Consider the following 17060-nt stretch of genomic DNA (forward strand, 5'->3'; position numbering starts at 1 on the left):
ATCGCACGCTCAGGCGTAACCCCATTCCGCCATGCATTTTAGATTTTCCATCGGTAAGTTCAATTCACATGACTGCCGCACACGCAGACCGAGCAGAACTGCAAATAGATCGTCCGTCGGTGACGGACGGCGCCGCGCTGTGGCGGATCGCCCGGGACTCGAAGACACTCGACCTGAACTCGTCGTACAGCTATCTGCTGTGGTGCCGCGACTTCGCGGGCACCACCGCCGTGGCACGCGACGGGCGCGGGGAGGCGGTCGGCTTCGTGACCGGATACGTAAGGCCGGACCGCCCGCGCACCCTGCTCGTCTGGCAGGTGGCGGTGGACGAGGCGTACCGAGGACGCGGGCTCGCCGCCACGCTCCTCGACGGGCTGGTGGCGCGCAGCTCCGGCGAGCACCGGATAACCGCCGTGGAGACCACCATCACGCCCGGCAACACCGCCTCCGAGCGTCTTTTCACCTCGTTCGCCGAGCGGCACGGCGCCGCGGTGGAGCGCGAGGTGCTCTTCGACACGGGCCTGTTCCCCGACGGGCCGCACGACCCCGAGGTGCTGTACCGCATCGGTCCCCTCTCCCTCTGATCTCCCCCGATCTCCCCTGATCTCCCTCCGAAGTCACCGAGGACTTCGGCGAAGTCGACGAAGACTTCCACAGACCCTGACGACCCCCACGCACTCCCCCACGTAACGAGGAGCGAATCGTCGTGACCATCACCCAGCCCGACCTCAGCGTCTTCGAGACCCTCGAGTCCGAGGTGCGCAGCTACTGCCGCGGCTGGCCCACCGTCTTCGACCGTGCGCTGGGCAGCCGCATGTACGACGAGGACGGCCATGAGTACCTGGACTTCTTCGCCGGGGCCGGCTCACTCAACTACGGGCACAACAACCCCGTCCTGAAACGGGCGTTGATCGACTACCTGGAGCGGGACGGCGTCACGCACGGGCTCGACATGTCGACCACCGCCAAACGGGCCTTCCTGCAGACCTTCCAGGACGTTGTGCTGCGGCCGCGCGACCTGCCGTACAAGGTCATGTTCCCGGGCCCGACGGGCACCAACGCCGTCGAGTCGGCGCTCAAGCTCGCCCGGAAGGTGAAGGGCCGCGAGGCCATCGTGTCCTTCACCAACGCCTTCCACGGCATGTCGCTCGGCTCCCTCGCCGTCACCGGCAACGCCTTCAAGCGGGCCGGCGCCGGCATCCCGCTGGTGCACGGCACGCCCATGCCGTTCGACAACTACTTCGACGGCCAGGTCCCGGACTTCCTGTGGTTCGAGCGGCTCCTGGAGGACCAGGGCTCCGGGCTCAACAAGCCCGCCGCCGTGATCGTCGAGACCGTGCAGGGCGAGGGCGGCATCAACGTCGCGCGTCCCGAGTGGCTGCGTGCGCTGGCCGAGCTGTGCGAGCGCCAGGACATGCTGCTCATCGTCGACGACATCCAGATGGGCTGCGGCCGCACCGGTGCGTTCTTCTCGTTCGAGGAGGCCGGCATCACGCCGGACATCGTCACCGTGTCGAAGTCCATCAGCGGCTACGGACTGCCGATGTCGCTGTGCCTGTTCAAGCCCGAGCTGGACGTCTGGGAGCCGGGCGAGCACAACGGCACCTTCCGCGGCAACAATCCCGCCTTCGTCACGGCCACGGCCACTCTGGAGGCGTACTGGGCGGACGGGTCGGCGATGGAGAAGCAGACCCGTGCCCGCGGCGAGCAGGTCGAGCAGGCCTTCGCCGCCATCACCGAGGAGAACCCCGCCGCCGTCAAGGAGTACCGGGGCCGCGGTCTCGTCTGGGGCATGGAGTTCCACGACAAGGAGCGCGCGGGCCGGATCGCCCGGCGCGCCTTCGAGCTGGGGCTGCTCATCGAGACCTCGGGCCCGGAGAGCGAGGTCGTCAAACTCCTCCCGGCGCTCACCGTCACGGCGGAAGAACTGGACGAGGGGCTCAGCATCCTCGCCCGCGCCGTGCGCGAGTCCGCCTGAACAACCGAGAAAGCCCCGTTTCTGGGCATCATCTAGGAGGCAAGGCACCACCGTGATCGTCCGTTCGTTCAAGGAGATCGAAGGCACCGACCGGCATGTGAAGTCCGCGTCCGGCACCTGGGAAAGCAAAAGGATCGTCCTCGCCAAGGAGAGGGTCGGCTTCTCGGTTCACGAGACGATCCTGTACGCGGGTACCGAGACCAGCATGTGGTACGCGAATCACATCGAGGCCGTCGTCTGCACGCAGGGCGACGCCGAGTTGACCGACCGCGAGACCGGGAAGACGTACCACATCACGCCCGGCACGATGTACCTCCTCAACGGCCACGAGCGGCACACGCTCAAGGTCAAGGAGGACTTCCACTGCATCTGTGTCTTCAACCCGCCCGTCACCGGACGGGAGGACCACGACGAGAACGGCGTCTACCCGCTGCTCACCGAGCCCGAGGAGGTGTGACATCACATGACCACCATCACTGATCTCTATCCAAGCCGCGGCCCCGGCGAAGTGTCCGTCCCGCGCAAGGACCCGGTCGTCTGGGGTTCCCCCGACACACCGGGCCCGATCGCGGCGGCCGAACTCCAGTCGTTCGAGCGCGACGGGTTCCTCGCCATCGACCAGCTGATCACGCCGGACGAGGTCCCGCTCTACGCCCAGGAGCTGGAGCGGCTCGTCACCGACCCGCGGATCCGCGCGGACGAGCGCTCGATCGTCGAGCCGAAGTCCAAGGAGATCCGCTCGGTCTTCGAGGTGCACAAGATCAGCGAGGTGTTCGCGAACCTGGTGCGCGACGAGCGGGTCGTGGGCCGGGCACGGCAGATCCTCGGCTCGGACGTGTACGTCCACCAGTCGCGGATCAACGTCAAGCCCGGTTTCGGGGCCAGCGGCTTCTACTGGCACTCGGACTTCGAGACCTGGCACGCCGAGGACGGCCTGCCCAACATGCGCACGGTGTCCGTCTCGATCGCGCTGACCGAGAACTACGACACCAACGGCGGCCTCATGATCATGCCGGGCTCGCACAGGACGTTCCTGGGCTGCTCGGGCGAGACGCCCAAGGACAACTACAAGCAGTCGCTGCAGATGCAGGACGCGGGCACGCCCTCGGACGAGGCGCTGACCGCCATGGCGAGCGACTACGGCATCAAGCTGTTCACCGGCAAGGCCGGTTCGGCGACGTGGTTCGACTGCAACTGCATGCACGGCTCGGGTGACAACATCACGCCGTTCCCGCGCAGCAACGTCTTCATCGTGTTCAACAGCGTGGAGAACGCCGCGGTCGAGCCGTTCGCGGCTCCCGTGCGGCGGCCCGAGTTCATCGGGGCGCGCGACTTCACCCCGGTGAAGTAGCCGGGCTCAGCGGTTCCGGAGCGGGCGGCGTCACTGGCTTCACAGCCACGACAGTGACGCCGCCCGCTCCAGTACGTTCCTGACCGCGCCCTCGTCCCCCGCGGCGCGGCGGGGCACCTCGTCCGGCGTCCGGCGGCCGCCGACCAGGAGGCAGAACTCGACCGGGTCCAGGGCGAGTTCGGCGTGCACCGGTTCGTCCTCCGAGCCGAGCACCCACTGCTCACCGCCGTCCACGGCGAACAGCACCGGCGGCGCGGCGGGACCGAGGGCCAGGCCGAGGACGCGGACGGCCAGCCGCACCAGCTGCCCCAGGTACCCGGCGGGCGGCGGGGGCACGGCGTGGCCGAGGGCACGGCCGAGGTCGTCGGTGTGGATCCAGGTCTCGAAGGCGCGCACGACGTAGTGGTCGGCGACGGGCAGCCGGACGCCCATCAACATCGTCGCCCTGGCGGCGAGTTCGGGTTCGCGGGCCTCGGGCGCGGCGAGCAGGGCGGCGGCCTGCGCCGCCCAGTCGGCGACCGTGTCCGCGGGGGCACGGCCGTGCTCGTGCGCGATGACCTCGGCGCTGCGGCGGTTCCACACCTCCACCCAGCTCACGTCCTCGGCGGCCGCGGCGGCCGGGACGCGCGCCGCGATGCCGAGCCGCCCGGCGAGCGGCTCGTCGGCGGCGAGCAGATGGGCCACGGTGGCGTGCACGTCCCAGTCGTGCACGACGGGTGTGCTCCAGCGGCCCTCCGCCTCCGGCAGCAGCGCCTTCAGCCCGGCGACCGCGGCCGCGTAGGGAGCGGCGTGCACGGCGACCGGGGGTGCCGCGGGGCGGGCGCGCAGGGCGGCGGCCAGTACGTCGTGGGCGGGCGGTGCCTGCGAGCCGTTCGGGGCCGGCCCCTCCAGCAGCCGTACCGTCTCGCGCAGGCGCTCCGCCTCCGCCGCGCAGCTCTCGCACTCGGCGAGGTGCCCGGGGACGGCCTTTTCCTCGTCCGGCGGGAGCGCGCCGAAGGCCCAGGCCGCCAGCAGGTCGCGTACGCCGTCGTGCTCGGTCACCGCGGGCCTCCCTTCCCGGCTTGCCGTGTCGCCATCATGCGCCTCGTTCCAGCGCGGGGTCGGGAGGGTCGGCCAAAGTCTCGGCCAAGGAGCGTAAAGCCGTGCGCAGACGGGTCTTGGCGGTGCCCTCGGGGATGCCGAGTTCGACGGCGGCCTGCCGGTAGGTGCGGCCCGCGAAGTAGGCGAGATGCACCACCTCCCGCTGCGGCTGCGGGAGTTCGGCGAGCGCCGAGTGCAGCAGGAGCGAGCGTTCGCGGTCGACGACCTTCTCGTCCGGGCCGGGTGCGGCGTCGGGGATGGCGTGCAGCGCGGAGTCGTCGGCGCGCACGTCCTTGCGGTGCCGGGCCTCGCTGCGCACCCAGTCCACCGCCCGCCGGTGGGCGAGCACGGACAGCCAGGTGCGCAGGCTGCCCCGGTCCGCGTCGTAGGCGTACGGTCTGCTCCACAGCTGGGCGAAGACCTCCTGGGCCACGTCCTCCGCGGCGGCCGGGCTGCGGGTGACCCGCACGGCGATCCGGCGCACCAGGGAGCCGTACGCCTGGTAGACCTCGGCCAGCGCGGACTCGTCCCCGTACACCAGGCGCCGGTGCAGCTCCGCGTCTGCGGGCCGGGGTGCGGGGGAGGTGCCCGTGGACTCCACGTGCCCTTCCTGGCGTCCCGGCAGGGCCCGCGCCAGGGGTTCAGGCGGACAGAACGTCCAGCAGCCGGTCGACGTCGGCGGCCGAGTTGTAGAGGTGGAAGGCGGCACGCAGGTTGCCCGCGCGATTCGAGACCTCCACTCCGGCGCTGCTCAGATCGCCTTGGCGGCTGCCGAGGCCGGGGACGGACACGACCGGCGAACCGGGTGCCGGGACGGGCTCGTGGCCGAGGGAGGCGAGGCCGGCGCGGAAGCGGTCGGCGAGGGCGAGGTCGTGGGCGCGCACGGCGTCCGGTCCCGCTTCCTCCAGCAGTTCCAGGGAACGGCGGGCGCCCGCGTAGGAGAAGAGGGCGGGGCTCTCGTCGAACCGCCGTGCGGAGTGGGCGAGTTCGTCGATGGGGCCGTAGCAGGCGTCCCACGGATGCTCCCCCGCCACCCAGCCGGCGAACAGCGGCGTGAGTCCGCCGAAGTCCTCCGGGACGACGAGGAAGGCCACGCCGCGCGGGCAGACGAGCCACTTGAAGGCGACGGAGGCGGAGTAGTCGTGGGCGTCCGCGTCGAAGTCCAGCCACCCGGCGGCCTGGGACGCGTCGACGTACGTACGTGCCCCGTGCTCGCGCGCCGCCTCCCTGATCGCGGGCAGGTCGGCCACGCGGCCGTCGGCGGACTGGACGGCGCTGACCGCGACCAGCGCGGTGCCGGGCCGCACGGACTCGGCGACGCGCTCCAGCGGCACGCTGCGCACCTTGAGGTCGGAGCGGACGTGGAAGGGGTTGACCACCGAGCTGAAGTCGCCCTCGGCGGTGAGGACTTCGGCACCGGCCGGGAGGGAGGCGGCGATCAGTCCGCTGTAGACGGCGACCGAGGCTCCGGCGGCCACCCGGCGCCCGGGCACCCCGACGAGCCGCGCGAACGAGGCGCGGCTCGCCTCGACGTCCGCGAACATGTCGGTCGGGTCGCCGGCCGCGGCGGCCTCCACGGCGGTGCGCATGGCGGCCACGGTGCGGGCCGGCAGCAGCCCGGTGCTCGCGGTGTTCAGGTAGGTGTTCTTCGGGGCGAACTCGGCACGGACGAGGCTCTCGAAGGTTTCCATGGATCCACTGTGGTCCCCCGGGAACCCATAGTCCATTGCCGATTTCTACGTGGTTTCGCCAAGTGACGCTTATACATGGGCCGCCACCTGCGGTTCTGCGGCGGCCTGCGCGATCACTGCTGCGGAACGGCGCACCCGTCGGGGCCGCACGCCTGCGCGCCGCCCTCGTCGATCAGCGTCAGCGGGGACCGCTCGCCCCACGCCTGCGCCAGCGCCTGCGTGAAGACCTCGGCGGGCTGGGCGCCGGAGACGCCGTATTTGCGGTCGAGGACGAAGAAGGGCACGCCGTTCGCACCGAGCTCGGCGGCCTCGCGCTCGTCGGTGCGGACCTCGTCGGCGTAGGCGGTGGGGTCGGCGAGCACCTTGCGCGCGTCCTCGGCCTCGAGTCCGGCCCCGACGGCGAGTTCGACCAGCCGCTCGTCGCCCTCGGAGAAGACGGAGCGCTCCTCGGCGAAGTTCGCCCGGTAGAGGGCCTGGATCAGCTCGTCCTGCCGGCCCCGCTCCTTGGCGAGGTGCAGCAGGCGGTGCATGTCGAAGGTGTTGCCGTGGTCCCGGTCGCGGGTGCGATAGTCCAGGCCCTCGGCGGCGGCCTGCGCGCCCAGGTTCTCCTCGCCGGCCTGGGCCTGCGCCTCGCTCATGCCGTACTTCCTGGTGAGCATCGTCAGCACCGGCTGGACGTCGCCCTTGGCGCGGCCCGGGTCCAGCTCGAAGGAGCGGTGCACGACCTCGACCCGGTCGCGGTGCGGGAAGGCGGCCAGCGCCTTCTCGAAGCGGGCCTTGCCCACGTAGCACCAGGGACAGGCGATGTCCGACCAGATCTCGACCTTCATGCTCTCGGCTCACTCCCGCTCGTACGGATACGGAGACACCCTCCGATCAGTACGTGAACGTTCAAGCAGCGAGGATCATTCCCCCGGCACCGGGAAGCGCAGGAAGAGGTGGTGGTCGTCCTCGGCGGGCGGGTTCTCCGGATCCGGTACCCAGCCCTGGCCGGCGTAGAAGGCCTGGGCGCGGTGGTTGCCGGCATGCACGTCGAGGACGGCGGTGCGCCTGGCGTCGGCCCGCCACTGCTCGACGCAGGCGGTGTGCAGGGCGGTGCCGACGCCGGAGCGCCAGTGGCCCGGATCGACGTGGAACTGGAACAGCTTGACCGTTTCCGCGCAGGCGCCCTCGGGGGTGCGGAAGGAGGCGATGGCGACCATGCGGCCCTCGCGGACCGCGCACAGGACCTGGCCGTCGGGGCGGGCGATGGCCTGCGTCCAGAGCGCCGGCCAGTCGAGGCCGTCGTCGGGCAGGCCGTCCGGGTAGTAGGTGGCGCGGGCGCGCGCATGGAGCTCGGCGACGGCCGCGGCCTCGGCCGGCAGGGCGGTTCTGATCATCAGTGAGTCGACGGTCCGGTTCGCTTCGATCATGCAGCGGAGGACGTGTCCCCGGCGGCCACGGTTCCCTCTTTTCCTGATCGCCTCCCGGGCGCTCCAGCCGGCTGGAGCCGGGTGAACTGCGTCCGGTAGGCGCTCGGCGTCAGACCGGTGCGGCGGACCACGTGGGCGCGCAGCGAGTCGGCGGTGCCCAGGCCACAGGCACGGGCCACCTGGTCCATCGGCAGGGCGGTCGTCTCCAGCAGCTCCTTGGCGCGCTCGATGCGCTGGTGGAGCAGCCACTGCAGGGGGCTCACCCCGTTCTCGGCGTGGAATCGGCGGGTGAGGGTGCGCACCGAGACGCCCGCGTGCCGGGCCAGGTCGGCGAGGGTGAGCGGCTTGTCGAGGTTGCGCATGGCCCAGCCGCGGGTGTCGGCGCAGACGACGCCGCGCTCGGGCGGCAGCGGGGTGTGGGTGAACTGGGTCTGGCCGCCGGGGCGTACGGGGGCGACGAGGGCGAGCCGGGCGACCTCGTTGGCGACGGCGGCGCCGTAGTCGGTGCGGATGACGTGCAGACACAGGTCGATGCCGGCGGCGTAACCGGAGGCGGTGACGTAGGGGCCGTCCTGGACGTAGAGGACGTCGCCCTGGAGGTCGACCTGGGGGTAGCGGCGGCGCAGCTCCTCGGCGTGCGCCCAGTACGTGGTGGCCCGGCGGCCGTGCAGCAGGCCCGCCTCGGCGAGCTGGAAGGCGCCGGTGCACAGCGACGCGATCCGCTTTCCGGCGGCGTCCGCCTCGCGGACGGCGGCCACGATGCGGGGGTCCGGCTCGTAGGGCGCGCCCGTGCCCGCGACCACGACGGTGTCCGCCTCGTGCACGGCGTCGAGGCCGCGGCGCACATACAGGTCGAGGCCGCCGGAGGTGGGCACGGGACCCGGCTCGGCGGCGCAGATGACCACCTCGTAGCCCGGCCGCCCGTCCACCTCGACCTTGCCGAACAGCAGCTCGGGGATGGCCAGGTTGAACATCGAGACGGGCGAGGGCGCGATGACGGCGATACGGTGCGCGGGCATGGCCAGAACCTCCGGGTGTATGGCATTCAGGCCACTACTGTACGGCGCCGGAAATCCGCAGCATGGAGGCATGTCGACCGAACAGACCCTCGGGGGCGTTCAACTCCCTGTCATCGAGCGTGAGTTGCCGCCCAAGAGGCCCGCTCCCGCAGTCACCCTCACCGCCGCGCTGCTCGGGTTCGCGCTGATCTGCCTGGACGCCTCCGTGGTGAACGTGGCGCTGCCCTCGATCGGTGCCTCGCTCGACGGCGGGATGTCCGGGCTGCAGTGGGTGGTGGACGCCTACACGCTGCCGTTCGCGGCGCTGATGCTGTCCACCGGCGCGTTCTCGGACCGGGCGGGGGCGAGCCGTGCGTACGCGCTCGGCACGGCCGTGTTCACGCTCGCCTCCGTCGCCTGCGGGCTGGCGCCCGGGCTGCCGGCGCTGATCGGTGCGCGGGTGGTGCAGGGGGTCGCGGCGGCGGTCGTGCTGCCGGCGTCGCTGGCGCTGGTGCGGCAGGCGTACGCCGATCCGGGGCGGCGGGCCCGTGCGGTGGCGGTCTGGGCGGCGGGCGGTTCGGTGGCGGTGGCGCTCGGGCCGGTGGCGGGCGGTCTGCTGACCACGGCCTGGGACTGGCGGGCGATCTTCTTCGTGAACGTGCCCGTGGGAGCGGCGATCCTGCTGCTGGCGGCGCGCGCTCCGCGCTCCGAGCGCCGTCCGGCGCCGCTGGACCTCGCAGGGCAGGCGACCGCGGTGGTGAGCCTGACCGCGCTGACCTTCGCGGTGATCGAGCGCGGGCCGGCCGGCTGGGCGGCACTGGTGGTGGCCGTCGCCGCGGCGGCCGCCTTCCTGCGCATCGAGTCCCGCGGGGCGCACCCGGTGGTCCCCCTCACCCTGTTCCGCGACCGCACGGTGGCGGTGACGGTCGCCGCGGGAGCGGCGGTCAGCGTCGCCTTCTACAGCATGGTGTTCGTGTTCTCGCTCTTCTTCCAGCAGGTGCAGGGGCGTTCACCGCTCTTCGCGGGCCTGCTCTTCCTGCCGATGACGGGCCTGATCGCGGTGACGAACGTGGTGGCGGGCAAGCTCGCGGGACGCTACGGCGCCCGGCTGCCGATGACGGTGGGGCAGGCACTGGCCGCCGTCGCCCTGCTCGTCCTGCTCTACGTCGACGCCGGCACGCCCCCGGCCCTGGTGGCCGTGCTCCTGATCCCGCTCGCCCTGGGCTGCGCCCTGACGGTGCCGCCGCTGACCGCCGCGATGATGGACGCCGTACCCGCCGAACGGGCAGGCGTGGCCGCGGGCCTGCTCAACGCGGCCCGCCAGGTCTCGGGCGGCCTCGGGATCGCGGTGTTCGGGGGGCTGGTCGCGGACGACTTCGAGTCCGGGATGCGGCTGAGCCTGCTGGTCGGGGCTGCCCTGCTGGCGGCGACGGCAGCCCTCAGCTCCCGTCTCGCAGGTCCTCCGGCCAGCTGGGGCGGTACTCGACGTGGTCGTAGGTGACCACGCAGCCCTCGCCCATCGGGGACTGGGTCATGAAGCCGATCAGGGCGTCACCGGTCTCCTTCTCGGTGCCGAGGGTGAAGAGGCGGACGAAGGTCCAGCGCCGGCCGTCCCGGGAGGCGTGGAAGGCGAAGGCCCGGCCGGTGCGGCTCACCCGGAACCAGACCGAACTGCCTTCCACGGTGAAGGAGTTGGCGTCGTCGGAGTGGCCCCGGGTGACCACCGTGCACACGGTGGGCACGTCCGGGGAGTACTCCAGGCAGAGCTTGGCCCAGGCCCGCTCGCCGACATGGACGTAGAGCACACCCGCGTCGAACGCCCCGGCGAAGCCCACCGTGACCCGCGCGATCAGCTGGAAGTCGCCCTCGGGCGCCCCGAGCAGCCGGGGCGCGTCCGAGGCGGGCTCCAGGGCCTCACCGGTGGGTGGTACGAAGCGGTCCTGCCGGGGACCGGCCCAACCGGTGAGGATCCCGTCCTCGTAGGACCAGTTGCCTTCGGGGCCGTATGTGCGCAGTGCGAAGGGCAGTTCGGGGAGTTCCACGTCCATCCCGTGAGTGTGGCACCTCTGTGCGGGCGATGCGGGCCTGGGGTGTCGAGCCCCTAGCGCTCGAGGCGGCCGTCGTAGCGGCGCGGCAGGCCGAGCGGGTTGTCGTCGCGCAGCTCCGGCGGAAGGATCGCCTCGGGCGCGCCCTGGTACGCCACCGGCCGCATCCAGCGCTCGATCGCCGTGCCGCCCACGGAGGTCGACGTCGACGTGGTCGCCGGGTACGGGCCGCCGTGGTGCTGGGCGGGGGCGACCGCGACACCGGTCGGCCAGCCGTTGACGAGGACCCGGCCCGCGAGCGGGGTCAGCTCGGCCAGGAGCTCCGCGCCCCGGCCCTCGCCCGCCGCCTCCTCGGCCGAGAGGTGGACCGTCGCCGTCAGGTTGCCGGGCAGCCGGGACAGCACCGACTGCACCTCGGCCTCGTCCTCGTAGCGGGCCACGACCGTGACCGGCCCGAAGCACTCCTCCAGCAGCAGGTCGTACGCCCCCTCGGCGGCCAGCTTGTCCGCCGCCACCGTCAGGAAGCCCGCGCTCACCGTGTGGTCGCCGCCCGCGCCCGGGGTCACCGGCGAGTCCACGTCGGGGAGTTGGGCGCGCTCGGCCACCCCGGCGACGAAGTTGTCGCGCATACGGTGGTCCAGCAGGACCCCCGGGTCGGTGTCGCTGACCGCGTCCGTCAGGGACTTCAGCAGGCGGTCGCCCGACGCGCCGGACGGTGCGAGCACCAGGCCGGGCTTCACGCAGAACTGCCCGACGCCCAGCGTCATCGACCCGGCGAGCCCGGTGCCGATGGCCTCCGCGCGCTCGGCCGCCGCGGCCTCGGTGACCACGACGGGGTTCAGCGAGCCCAGCTCGCCGTGGAAGGGGATCGGGTTCGGGCGCGCGGCGGCGGCGTCGAACAGCGCCCGGCCGCCCTTGACGGAACCGGTGAAGCCGGCGGCGGCGACCAGCGGGTGCCGGACCAGCTCGACGCCCGCCTCGAAGCCGTGCACCAGGCCGACGACACCCTCGGGGATGCCGTGCGCGGCGGCGGCCCGGCGCAGCACCTTGGCGACCAGCTCGGACAGGGCCGGGTGGTCGGGGTGGGCCTTGACCACGACCGGGCACCCGGCGCCCAGCGCGCTCGCGGTGTCGCCGCCGGCGACGGAGAAGGCGAAGGGGAAGTTGGAGGCGGAGTAGACGGCGACGACGCCCAGCGGCACCTTGTAGCGGCGCAGGTCCGGGATCGGCGGGGTCGCGGTGTCGTCCGGGTGGTTGATGATCACGTCGAGGAAGGCGCCCTCCTCGACGATGTCCGCGAACGCCCTCAGCTGGTAGCAGGTGCGGGCGAGTTCGCCGGTGAGCCGGACCGGGCCGAGCGCGGTCTCGGCGTCGGCGGTCTCCACGAGCCAGTCCTTGGCGGCCTCGAGCTGCTCGGCGGCGGTGCGCAGGAAGGCCGAGCGGACCGCGCGGTCGGCGAGGGAGTTCCGGCTCGCGTGGGCGGCACGGACGGCGGCGTCCACCTCCTGGGCTGTGGCCTCCACCGCAACCTGTTCACGCTGCTTCCCGGTTCGGGGGTCGACACTCCAGACTGGTGCTGCTGCCACCGCGGTCCCTCCACGTATTGCTGGGTCATTCACCAGGGTCGTTCGATATGCTGAACGCTGTCTCTGATGATGAATATGCTGTTGGAGACTATTTCCCGTCCAACGAAGGGGTCAAGGGCGATGTCGGCAGTCGAGACAGGCGGCGGGGCGCAGGTCAAGTCCGCGGTGCGGACCGTTGAATTGCTGGAGTACTTCGCCGGTCGCCCCGGCATGCACTCGCTCGCCTCGGTCCAGGAGGCCGTCGGGTACCCCAAGTCCAGCCTGTACATGCTGTTGCGCACGCTGGTGGAGCTCGGCTGGGTGGAGACCGACGCGACGGGCACGCGGTACGGCATCGGGGTGCGGGCGCTGCTGGTCGGCACGTCGTACATCGACGGCGACGAGGTGGTCGCGGCGGCGCGGCCGACGCTGGACCGGCTCTCGGACGACACCACCGAGACGATCCACCTGGCGCGCCTGGACGGCACGAACGTCGTGTACCTGGCCACCCGCCAGTCGCAGCACTATCTGCGCCCGTTCACCCGGGTCGGGCGCCGGCTGCCCGCGCACTCCACCTCGCTGGGCAAGGCGCTGCTGAGCACGTACACCGACGAGCAGGTGCGCAAGCTGCTCCCGGAGACGCTGCCGGCCCTCACCGAGAACACCATCACCGACCGGGAGAAGCTCATCGAGGAGCTGCACCAGGTCCGTGAGCAGGGCTTCGCGGTGGACCGCGAGGAGAACACGCTGGGGCTGCGCTGCTTCGGCGTGGCGATCCCGTACCGCACCCCGGCGCGGGACGCGATCAGCTGCTCGGTGCCGGTGGCCCGGCTGACCCCGGCGCACGAGCAGATGGTGAAGGACGCCCTGTTCGACGCCCGCGACCGGCTGACCCTGGCGACCCGGAGGCTCTGACCGCATGGACGTCGTACTGCGCGAAGTGCACGACAGCGATCTGCCGGTCTTCTTCCGGCAGATGAACGACCCCGAGGCGGCCCACATGGCCGCGTTCACGTCCGAGGATCCGTCCGACTGGGACGCCTTCCAGTCCCTGTGGAAAGGGATCCGCTCCTCGGACGCCCTCGCGCGGACGGTCCTGGCCGACGGTGACGTGGTCGGCAGCGCGAGCGTGTACGGGGAGCCGGGCGAGCGCGAGGTCACCTACTGGGTGGACCGCGCGTACTGGGGGCGGGGAATCGCCACGGCCGCGCTGCGGGAGCTGCTGGCCGAGGTGCGCGATCGCCCGCTGTACGCGCGCGCGGCGGCGGACAACGCCGGGTCGCGGCGGGTGCTGGAGAAGTGCGGCTTCAAGGTCACGGCGCAGGCGTCGGGGTTCGCGAACGCGCGGGGCTGCGAGATCGACGAAGTGGTGCTGACCCTGGACGGATGAGCTCCGGGCGCGCCGCTCTCCACCCACAGGCGGAGCCGGATCGTCGCCGGGCAGGACGCGGACCCGGCCTCCGTACGCGACCGTGGCCCCATGGTGCAGGGGAAGCGGTCCGGGTGAGGGGGTTCGCCCGGGTGCTGTTCGGGCGGCGGGCGCGGCTGCGGTGGGTCCATCTGATCCTCGGCGGCGCGCTCGCCATGCCGTACGTCCTGCTCGGCGCGACCGCCGTCGGCCCGGCCACCGGCTCGCAGGACGTCTTCTCGGACTTCCGCCTCCAACTCCTGTCCTTCGCCGTGGGGTTGCCCCTGGCCGCCGTCACCTCCCTGTTCCCGCTGACGCGTCCGCTGGAGGCGAGCGCCGTGCGGTGGCTGTGCGGGGTGGACGCGGACCGTCTCTTCTACGGCCCCGCCCGCAGCCGAGCGGCCAAGGGGCGCACGGCGGCCTGGTTCACGCTGCACCTGGGGTGCGGCGGGGTGATCGCCGGGATGTCGCTGGCCGTGCCGCCCTTCGCGGCCGTGCTCATCGCGCTGCCGCTTCTCGCGTGGCTGGGCGACGGCACGCTCGGCCTGCCCGAACTCCTCGGCCGCCCCTGGGCGTTGGCCCTTTCGCCCGTCGCGGGCGCCGCCTGTCTGGTCGCACTCGCGGGCTGCGCGGCCGCCGCCGGCGCCCTCCTCGCACATTGGGCGCCGCGCCTGCTCGGGCCGAGCCCGGAGGACCGGCTCGCGGCCGCCGAGGCCCGGGCCGCCGACCTCGCCGTCCGCAACCGGCTGGCGCGCGAGCTGCACGACTCCGTCGGCCACGCGCTCAGCGCCGTCACCCTCCAGGCGGGCGCGGCGCGGCGCGTCCTCGGCAGCGACCCGGAGTTCGTCCGCGAGGCGCTCACCGCGATCGAGGACACCGCCCGCCGCACGGTCGGCGAACTCGACGCGGTGCTGGGCGTGTTGCGTGACGGCGACTTTCCCGGCACGGGCCCGGCGCCCACCCTCGCCGCGGACCTGGACGGCCTCCTGCGCCGCGTCCGCGCCGGCGGACTGCGGGTGACCGCCACCGTCACCACGGACTGCGCGGCACTGCCGTCCGTCCTGTCCCGCGAGGCCTACCGCATCGTCCAGGAGGGCCTGAGCAACGCCCTCAGGCACACCGGCGGCGAGGCGCGCGTGGCACTGCGGATCACGGAGGCCGACGGCCACCTGGACATCACCGTCGACAACCCGCTCGGCACCCCCGCGCCCTGCCGCCCCGGCGGCGGCCACGGGCTGCGCGGCATCGCGGACCGGACCCGGCTGCTGGCCGGCACGGCAGAGGCCGGCCCGGCACAGGGCGGCACCTGGCGCCTGCGCGCACGTCTGCCCCTGAAGGGGCCCGTACGACCGAAGGGACCCGTATGACCAGCTCCCCCGTCCGTGTCGTCCTCGCCGACGACGAGCGCATGGTGCGCACCGCGCTGCGGGCCATCCTGTCCGCCGAGCCGGATCTGGAGGTGGTCGGCGAGGCGGCGACCGGGGCCGAGGCGGTGGCGGTCGTGCGGGAGGTGCGGCCCGACGTCGTGCTGATGGACGTCCGGATGCCCGGGATCGACGGGATCCGCGCCACCGAGCGGATCCTCGGCACCCTCGACGGGCCGCCGCGGATCGTCGTCGTGACGACGTTCGAGAACGACTCCTACGTGTACGACGCGCTGCGCGCGGGGGCCGCCGGCTTCCTGCTCAAGCGGGCCGACGCCGACGCGCTCGTGCAGGCCGTACGGCTCGTCGCCCGCAGCGACAGCCTGCTGTTCCCGTCGGCGGTGCGAGCGCTGGCCGAGGAGCACGCGCGTGTGTTCGCCGCGCCGCCGCCCTGGGCGGCGAAGCTCACCGGCCGGGAGAGCGAGGTGCTGCGGCACATGGCGGACGGGCTGACCAACGCGGAGATCGCGCGCCGCATGGGGGTCGGTCCCGCCACCGTGAAGTCGCACGTCGCGGCGGTGCTGGCGAAGACCGGCACCCGGGACCGCACCCAGGCGGTGATCGCGGCCTACGAGACCGGCTTCATGAGCAGCCGATGAGAAATCGGGTCGGAAGGGAACGATCCGCTCGGTTCCGCTCGTCATCCAGAGCGGGATGAACAAGACGATCAGGCGGGCCTCCGTCTTCACACTGCTGCTCGTGATCGCCCTGCTGGCCAGGGCGACCTGGGTGCAGTTCTACGGCGCCAAGGCCCTCGCGGACGACAAGAACAACCGGCGCAACGCGATCAAGACGTACGCGGAGCCGCTCGGGAACATCATCGTGGGCGGCCGGTCGGTGACCGGTTCGGCGCCGACGAAGAACGGCGACCTGAAGTACAAGCGCACGTACAAGGACGGAAAGCTGTACGCGGCGGTGACGGGCTACGCCTCGCAGGCCTACGCCCCGACCCAGCTCGAGGGCATCTACCAGGATCTGCTCGACGGCACGGACACCCGCCTGAGCACGCTGATGGACACAATCACCGGCAAGCGCGCCGACCCGGGCGACGTGGTCACGACGATCGACCCGGACGTGCAGAAGGCGGCCTACGACGCGCTCGGCGAGAAGAAGGGCGCGGCCGTCGCGATCGACCCGAAGACCGGAAAGATCCTCGCGGTCGTGTCCACTCCGTCGTACGACCCCTCGACCCTGACCGACGCCAACACCGCGGGCACCGCCTGGAAGAAGCTCAACACCGACCAGGACAAGCCGCTGACCAACCGCGCGCTGCGCCAGCCGCTCCCGCCAGGCTCGACGTTCAAACTGGTCGTCGCGGCCGCCGCGCTGGAGGACGGGCTGTACTCCACGGTCGACCAGAAGACCAAGAGTCCGGACCCGTACACCCTGCCCGGCACCACCAAGGACCTGTCCAACGAGAACCCGAGCGCACCCTGCGAGAACGCCTCGATCCGCACCGCGCTGCAGTACTCCTGCAACAACGTCTTCGCGAAGATGGCCGTCGACCTCGGCCAGGACAAGGTGCGGGCGATGGCGGAGAAGTTCGGCTTCAACGACACGAAGCAGGACGTGCCGGTGCGCGCCTACACCAGCGTCTACCCCTCGGACATGGACCGCTCCTCCACCGCCCTGACCGGCATCGGCCAGTACGACGTGACGGCGACCCCGCTCCAGATGGCCATGGTGTCCGCGGCCATCGCCAACGGCGGCAAGCTGCTCTCGCCGCACATGGTCTCCCAGATCACCGACAGCGGCGGCGACGTCCTGAAGAACTACGACGACGGCACGAGCACGAAGCAGATCGTCAGCTCCTCGACCGCCGGGCAGCTCCGGTCGGCGATGCAGACGGTCGTGGAGGACGGCACGGGCACCAACGCGCAGATCTCGGGCGTGACCGTGGGCGGCAAGACCGGCACGGCCCAGCACGGCGAGAAGAACAGCAAGACGCCGTACGCCTGGTTCACCTCCTACGGCAAGGCGGGCGGCAAGGAGGTCGCGGTGGCCGTCGTCGTCGAGCAGTCGGACGCGGCACGCTCGGAGGTCAGCGGAAACGGGCTGGCCGCCCCCGTGGCCAAGGCCGTGATGGAGGCGGCGCTGAAGAACTGAGC

At 72.1% G+C, this 17060-nt stretch carries 18 protein-coding genes; 10 read left to right on the top strand and 8 right to left on the bottom strand.

Features of this window, described 5'->3' with window-relative positions; translation table 11 throughout:
• Positions 1 to 68 precede the first annotated feature (68 nt).
• The 4 genes from ectA (at position 69) to thpD (ending at position 3329) form a co-directional block, all read left to right on the top strand.
• Positions 69 to 584 carry a diaminobutyrate acetyltransferase gene (gene ectA, locus ACGFYN_RS24705; RefSeq protein ID WP_393868014.1) on the top strand — a complete coding sequence of 172 codons (516 nt, stop codon included), beginning with the start codon at positions 69 to 71 and terminating at the stop codon, positions 582 to 584.
• 122 nt (positions 585 to 706) lie between these two features.
• A complete protein-coding gene (gene ectB / locus ACGFYN_RS24710) occupies positions 707 to 1978 on the top strand; it encodes a diaminobutyrate--2-oxoglutarate transaminase (RefSeq protein ID WP_393868015.1) in 1272 nt (423 codons plus the stop codon).
• 52 nt (positions 1979 to 2030) lie between these two features.
• A complete protein-coding gene (locus ACGFYN_RS24715; RefSeq protein WP_393868016.1) occupies positions 2031 to 2435 on the top strand; it encodes an ectoine synthase in 405 nt (134 codons plus the stop codon).
• A 6-nt stretch (positions 2436 to 2441) separates the two neighbouring features.
• The gene (thpD, locus tag ACGFYN_RS24720) at positions 2442 to 3329 is read left to right on the top strand and encodes an ectoine hydroxylase (RefSeq protein ID WP_393868017.1); all 888 of its coding nucleotides are present in this window, start codon (positions 2442 to 2444) and stop codon (positions 3327 to 3329) included.
• A gap of 39 nt (positions 3330 to 3368) precedes the next feature.
• Here thpD and ACGFYN_RS24725 read toward each other — a convergent pair whose 3' ends face one another.
• The 6 genes from ACGFYN_RS24725 to ACGFYN_RS24750 form a co-directional block, all read right to left on the bottom strand.
• A complete protein-coding gene (locus ACGFYN_RS24725; protein WP_393868018.1) occupies positions 3369 to 4370 on the bottom strand; it encodes a maleylpyruvate isomerase family mycothiol-dependent enzyme in 1002 nt (333 codons plus the stop codon).
• A 34-nt stretch (positions 4371 to 4404) separates the two neighbouring features.
• On the bottom strand, positions 4405 to 5010 hold the full coding sequence (locus ACGFYN_RS24730; protein WP_393868019.1) for an RNA polymerase sigma factor: 606 nt from the start codon (positions 5008 to 5010) through the stop codon (positions 4405 to 4407).
• Positions 5011 to 5050: 40 nt separating this feature from the next.
• Positions 5051 to 6100, bottom strand: coding sequence for an aminotransferase class V-fold PLP-dependent enzyme (locus ACGFYN_RS24735; protein WP_393868020.1), 1050 nt, complete (start codon positions 6098 to 6100; stop codon positions 5051 to 5053).
• Positions 6101 to 6213: 113 nt separating this feature from the next.
• The gene (locus ACGFYN_RS24740) at positions 6214 to 6930 is read right to left on the bottom strand and encodes a DsbA family oxidoreductase (protein ID WP_393868021.1); all 717 of its coding nucleotides are present in this window, start codon (positions 6928 to 6930) and stop codon (positions 6214 to 6216) included.
• Between the two features lie 75 nt (positions 6931 to 7005).
• The gene (locus ACGFYN_RS24745) at positions 7006 to 7512 is read right to left on the bottom strand and encodes a GNAT family N-acetyltransferase (protein WP_393868022.1); all 507 of its coding nucleotides are present in this window, start codon (positions 7510 to 7512) and stop codon (positions 7006 to 7008) included.
• On the bottom strand, positions 7509 to 8531 hold the full coding sequence (locus tag ACGFYN_RS24750) for a GlxA family transcriptional regulator (RefSeq protein WP_393868023.1): 1023 nt from the start codon (positions 8529 to 8531) through the stop codon (positions 7509 to 7511). Before ACGFYN_RS24750 ends, ACGFYN_RS24745 begins: the two co-directional genes overlap by 4 nt.
• A gap of 70 nt (positions 8532 to 8601) precedes the next feature.
• Between ACGFYN_RS24750 and ACGFYN_RS24755 the strand changes: the two genes are divergently transcribed.
• On the top strand, positions 8602 to 10011 hold the full coding sequence (locus ACGFYN_RS24755) for an MFS transporter (protein WP_393868024.1): 1410 nt from the start codon (positions 8602 to 8604) through the stop codon (positions 10009 to 10011).
• On the opposite strand, the gene ACGFYN_RS24760 is transcribed toward ACGFYN_RS24755, so the two are convergent.
• Together ACGFYN_RS24760 and ACGFYN_RS24765 are read right to left on the bottom strand one after the other, a co-directional pair.
• The gene (locus ACGFYN_RS24760) at positions 9950 to 10558 is read right to left on the bottom strand and encodes a DUF1349 domain-containing protein (protein ID WP_393868025.1); all 609 of its coding nucleotides are present in this window, start codon (positions 10556 to 10558) and stop codon (positions 9950 to 9952) included. The genes ACGFYN_RS24755 and ACGFYN_RS24760 overlap by 62 nt on opposite strands.
• A 53-nt stretch (positions 10559 to 10611) precedes the next feature.
• Positions 10612 to 12141 carry an aldehyde dehydrogenase (NADP(+)) gene (locus tag ACGFYN_RS24765; protein WP_393868026.1) on the bottom strand — a complete coding sequence of 510 codons (1530 nt, stop codon included), beginning with the start codon at positions 12139 to 12141 and terminating at the stop codon, positions 10612 to 10614.
• A gap of 120 nt (positions 12142 to 12261) precedes the next feature.
• Between ACGFYN_RS24765 and ACGFYN_RS24770 the strand changes: the two genes are divergently transcribed.
• The 5 genes from ACGFYN_RS24770 to ACGFYN_RS24790 all read left to right on the top strand — a co-directional run bounded on the left by ACGFYN_RS24770 (position 12262) and on the right by ACGFYN_RS24790 (position 17058).
• Entirely contained in the window at positions 12262 to 13035 is a 774-nt protein-coding gene (locus ACGFYN_RS24770) for an IclR family transcriptional regulator (protein ID WP_384257674.1), read from the top strand.
• Between the two features lie 4 nt (positions 13036 to 13039).
• Positions 13040 to 13510, top strand: coding sequence for a GNAT family N-acetyltransferase (locus ACGFYN_RS24775; RefSeq protein WP_393868027.1), 471 nt, complete (start codon positions 13040 to 13042; stop codon positions 13508 to 13510).
• Positions 13511 to 13623: 113 nt separating this feature from the next.
• Positions 13624 to 14895, top strand: a complete 1272-nt coding sequence (locus tag ACGFYN_RS24780; RefSeq protein WP_393868028.1) for a sensor histidine kinase — start codon at positions 13624 to 13626, stop codon at positions 14893 to 14895.
• On the top strand, positions 14892 to 15551 hold the full coding sequence (locus ACGFYN_RS24785; RefSeq protein ID WP_393868029.1) for a response regulator: 660 nt from the start codon (positions 14892 to 14894) through the stop codon (positions 15549 to 15551). Before ACGFYN_RS24780 ends, ACGFYN_RS24785 begins: the two co-directional genes overlap by 4 nt.
• Positions 15552 to 15606: 55 nt before the next feature.
• Positions 15607 to 17058, top strand: a complete 1452-nt coding sequence (locus tag ACGFYN_RS24790) for a peptidoglycan D,D-transpeptidase FtsI family protein (RefSeq protein ID WP_393868030.1) — start codon at positions 15607 to 15609, stop codon at positions 17056 to 17058.
• Positions 17059 to 17060: the final 2 nt, after the last annotated feature.

Source organism: Streptomyces sp. NPDC048419, from assembly GCF_043200415.1.
Classification (GTDB): domain Bacteria; phylum Actinomycetota; class Actinomycetes; order Streptomycetales; family Streptomycetaceae; genus Streptomyces.

Coding starts and splice junctions, on each gene's coding strand:
- ACGFYN_RS24770 (WP_384257674.1), top strand. CDS start 12,262: ATGTCGGCAGTCGAGACAGGCGGCGGGGCGCAGGTCAAGTCCGCGGTG.
- ACGFYN_RS24790 (WP_393868030.1), top strand. CDS start 15,607: ATGAACAAGACGATCAGGCGGGCCTCCGTCTTCACACTGCTGCTCGTG.
- ACGFYN_RS24750 (WP_393868023.1), bottom strand. CDS start 8,531: ATGCCCGCGCACCGTATCGCCGTCATCGCGCCCTCGCCCGTCTCGATG.
- thpD (WP_393868017.1), top strand. CDS start 2,442: ATGACCACCATCACTGATCTCTATCCAAGCCGCGGCCCCGGCGAAGTG.
- ACGFYN_RS24785 (WP_393868029.1), top strand. CDS start 14,892: ATGACCAGCTCCCCCGTCCGTGTCGTCCTCGCCGACGACGAGCGCATG.
- ACGFYN_RS24775 (WP_393868027.1), top strand. CDS start 13,040: ATGGACGTCGTACTGCGCGAAGTGCACGACAGCGATCTGCCGGTCTTC.
- ACGFYN_RS24735 (WP_393868020.1), bottom strand. CDS start 6,100: ATGGAAACCTTCGAGAGCCTCGTCCGTGCCGAGTTCGCCCCGAAGAAC.
- ACGFYN_RS24755 (WP_393868024.1), top strand. CDS start 8,602: ATGTCGACCGAACAGACCCTCGGGGGCGTTCAACTCCCTGTCATCGAG.
- ACGFYN_RS24745 (WP_393868022.1), bottom strand. CDS start 7,512: ATGATCGAAGCGAACCGGACCGTCGACTCACTGATGATCAGAACCGCC.
- ACGFYN_RS24740 (WP_393868021.1), bottom strand. CDS start 6,930: ATGAAGGTCGAGATCTGGTCGGACATCGCCTGTCCCTGGTGCTACGTG.
- ectA (WP_393868014.1), top strand. CDS start 69: ATGACTGCCGCACACGCAGACCGAGCAGAACTGCAAATAGATCGTCCG.
- ACGFYN_RS24760 (WP_393868025.1), bottom strand. CDS start 10,558: ATGGACGTGGAACTCCCCGAACTGCCCTTCGCACTGCGCACATACGGC.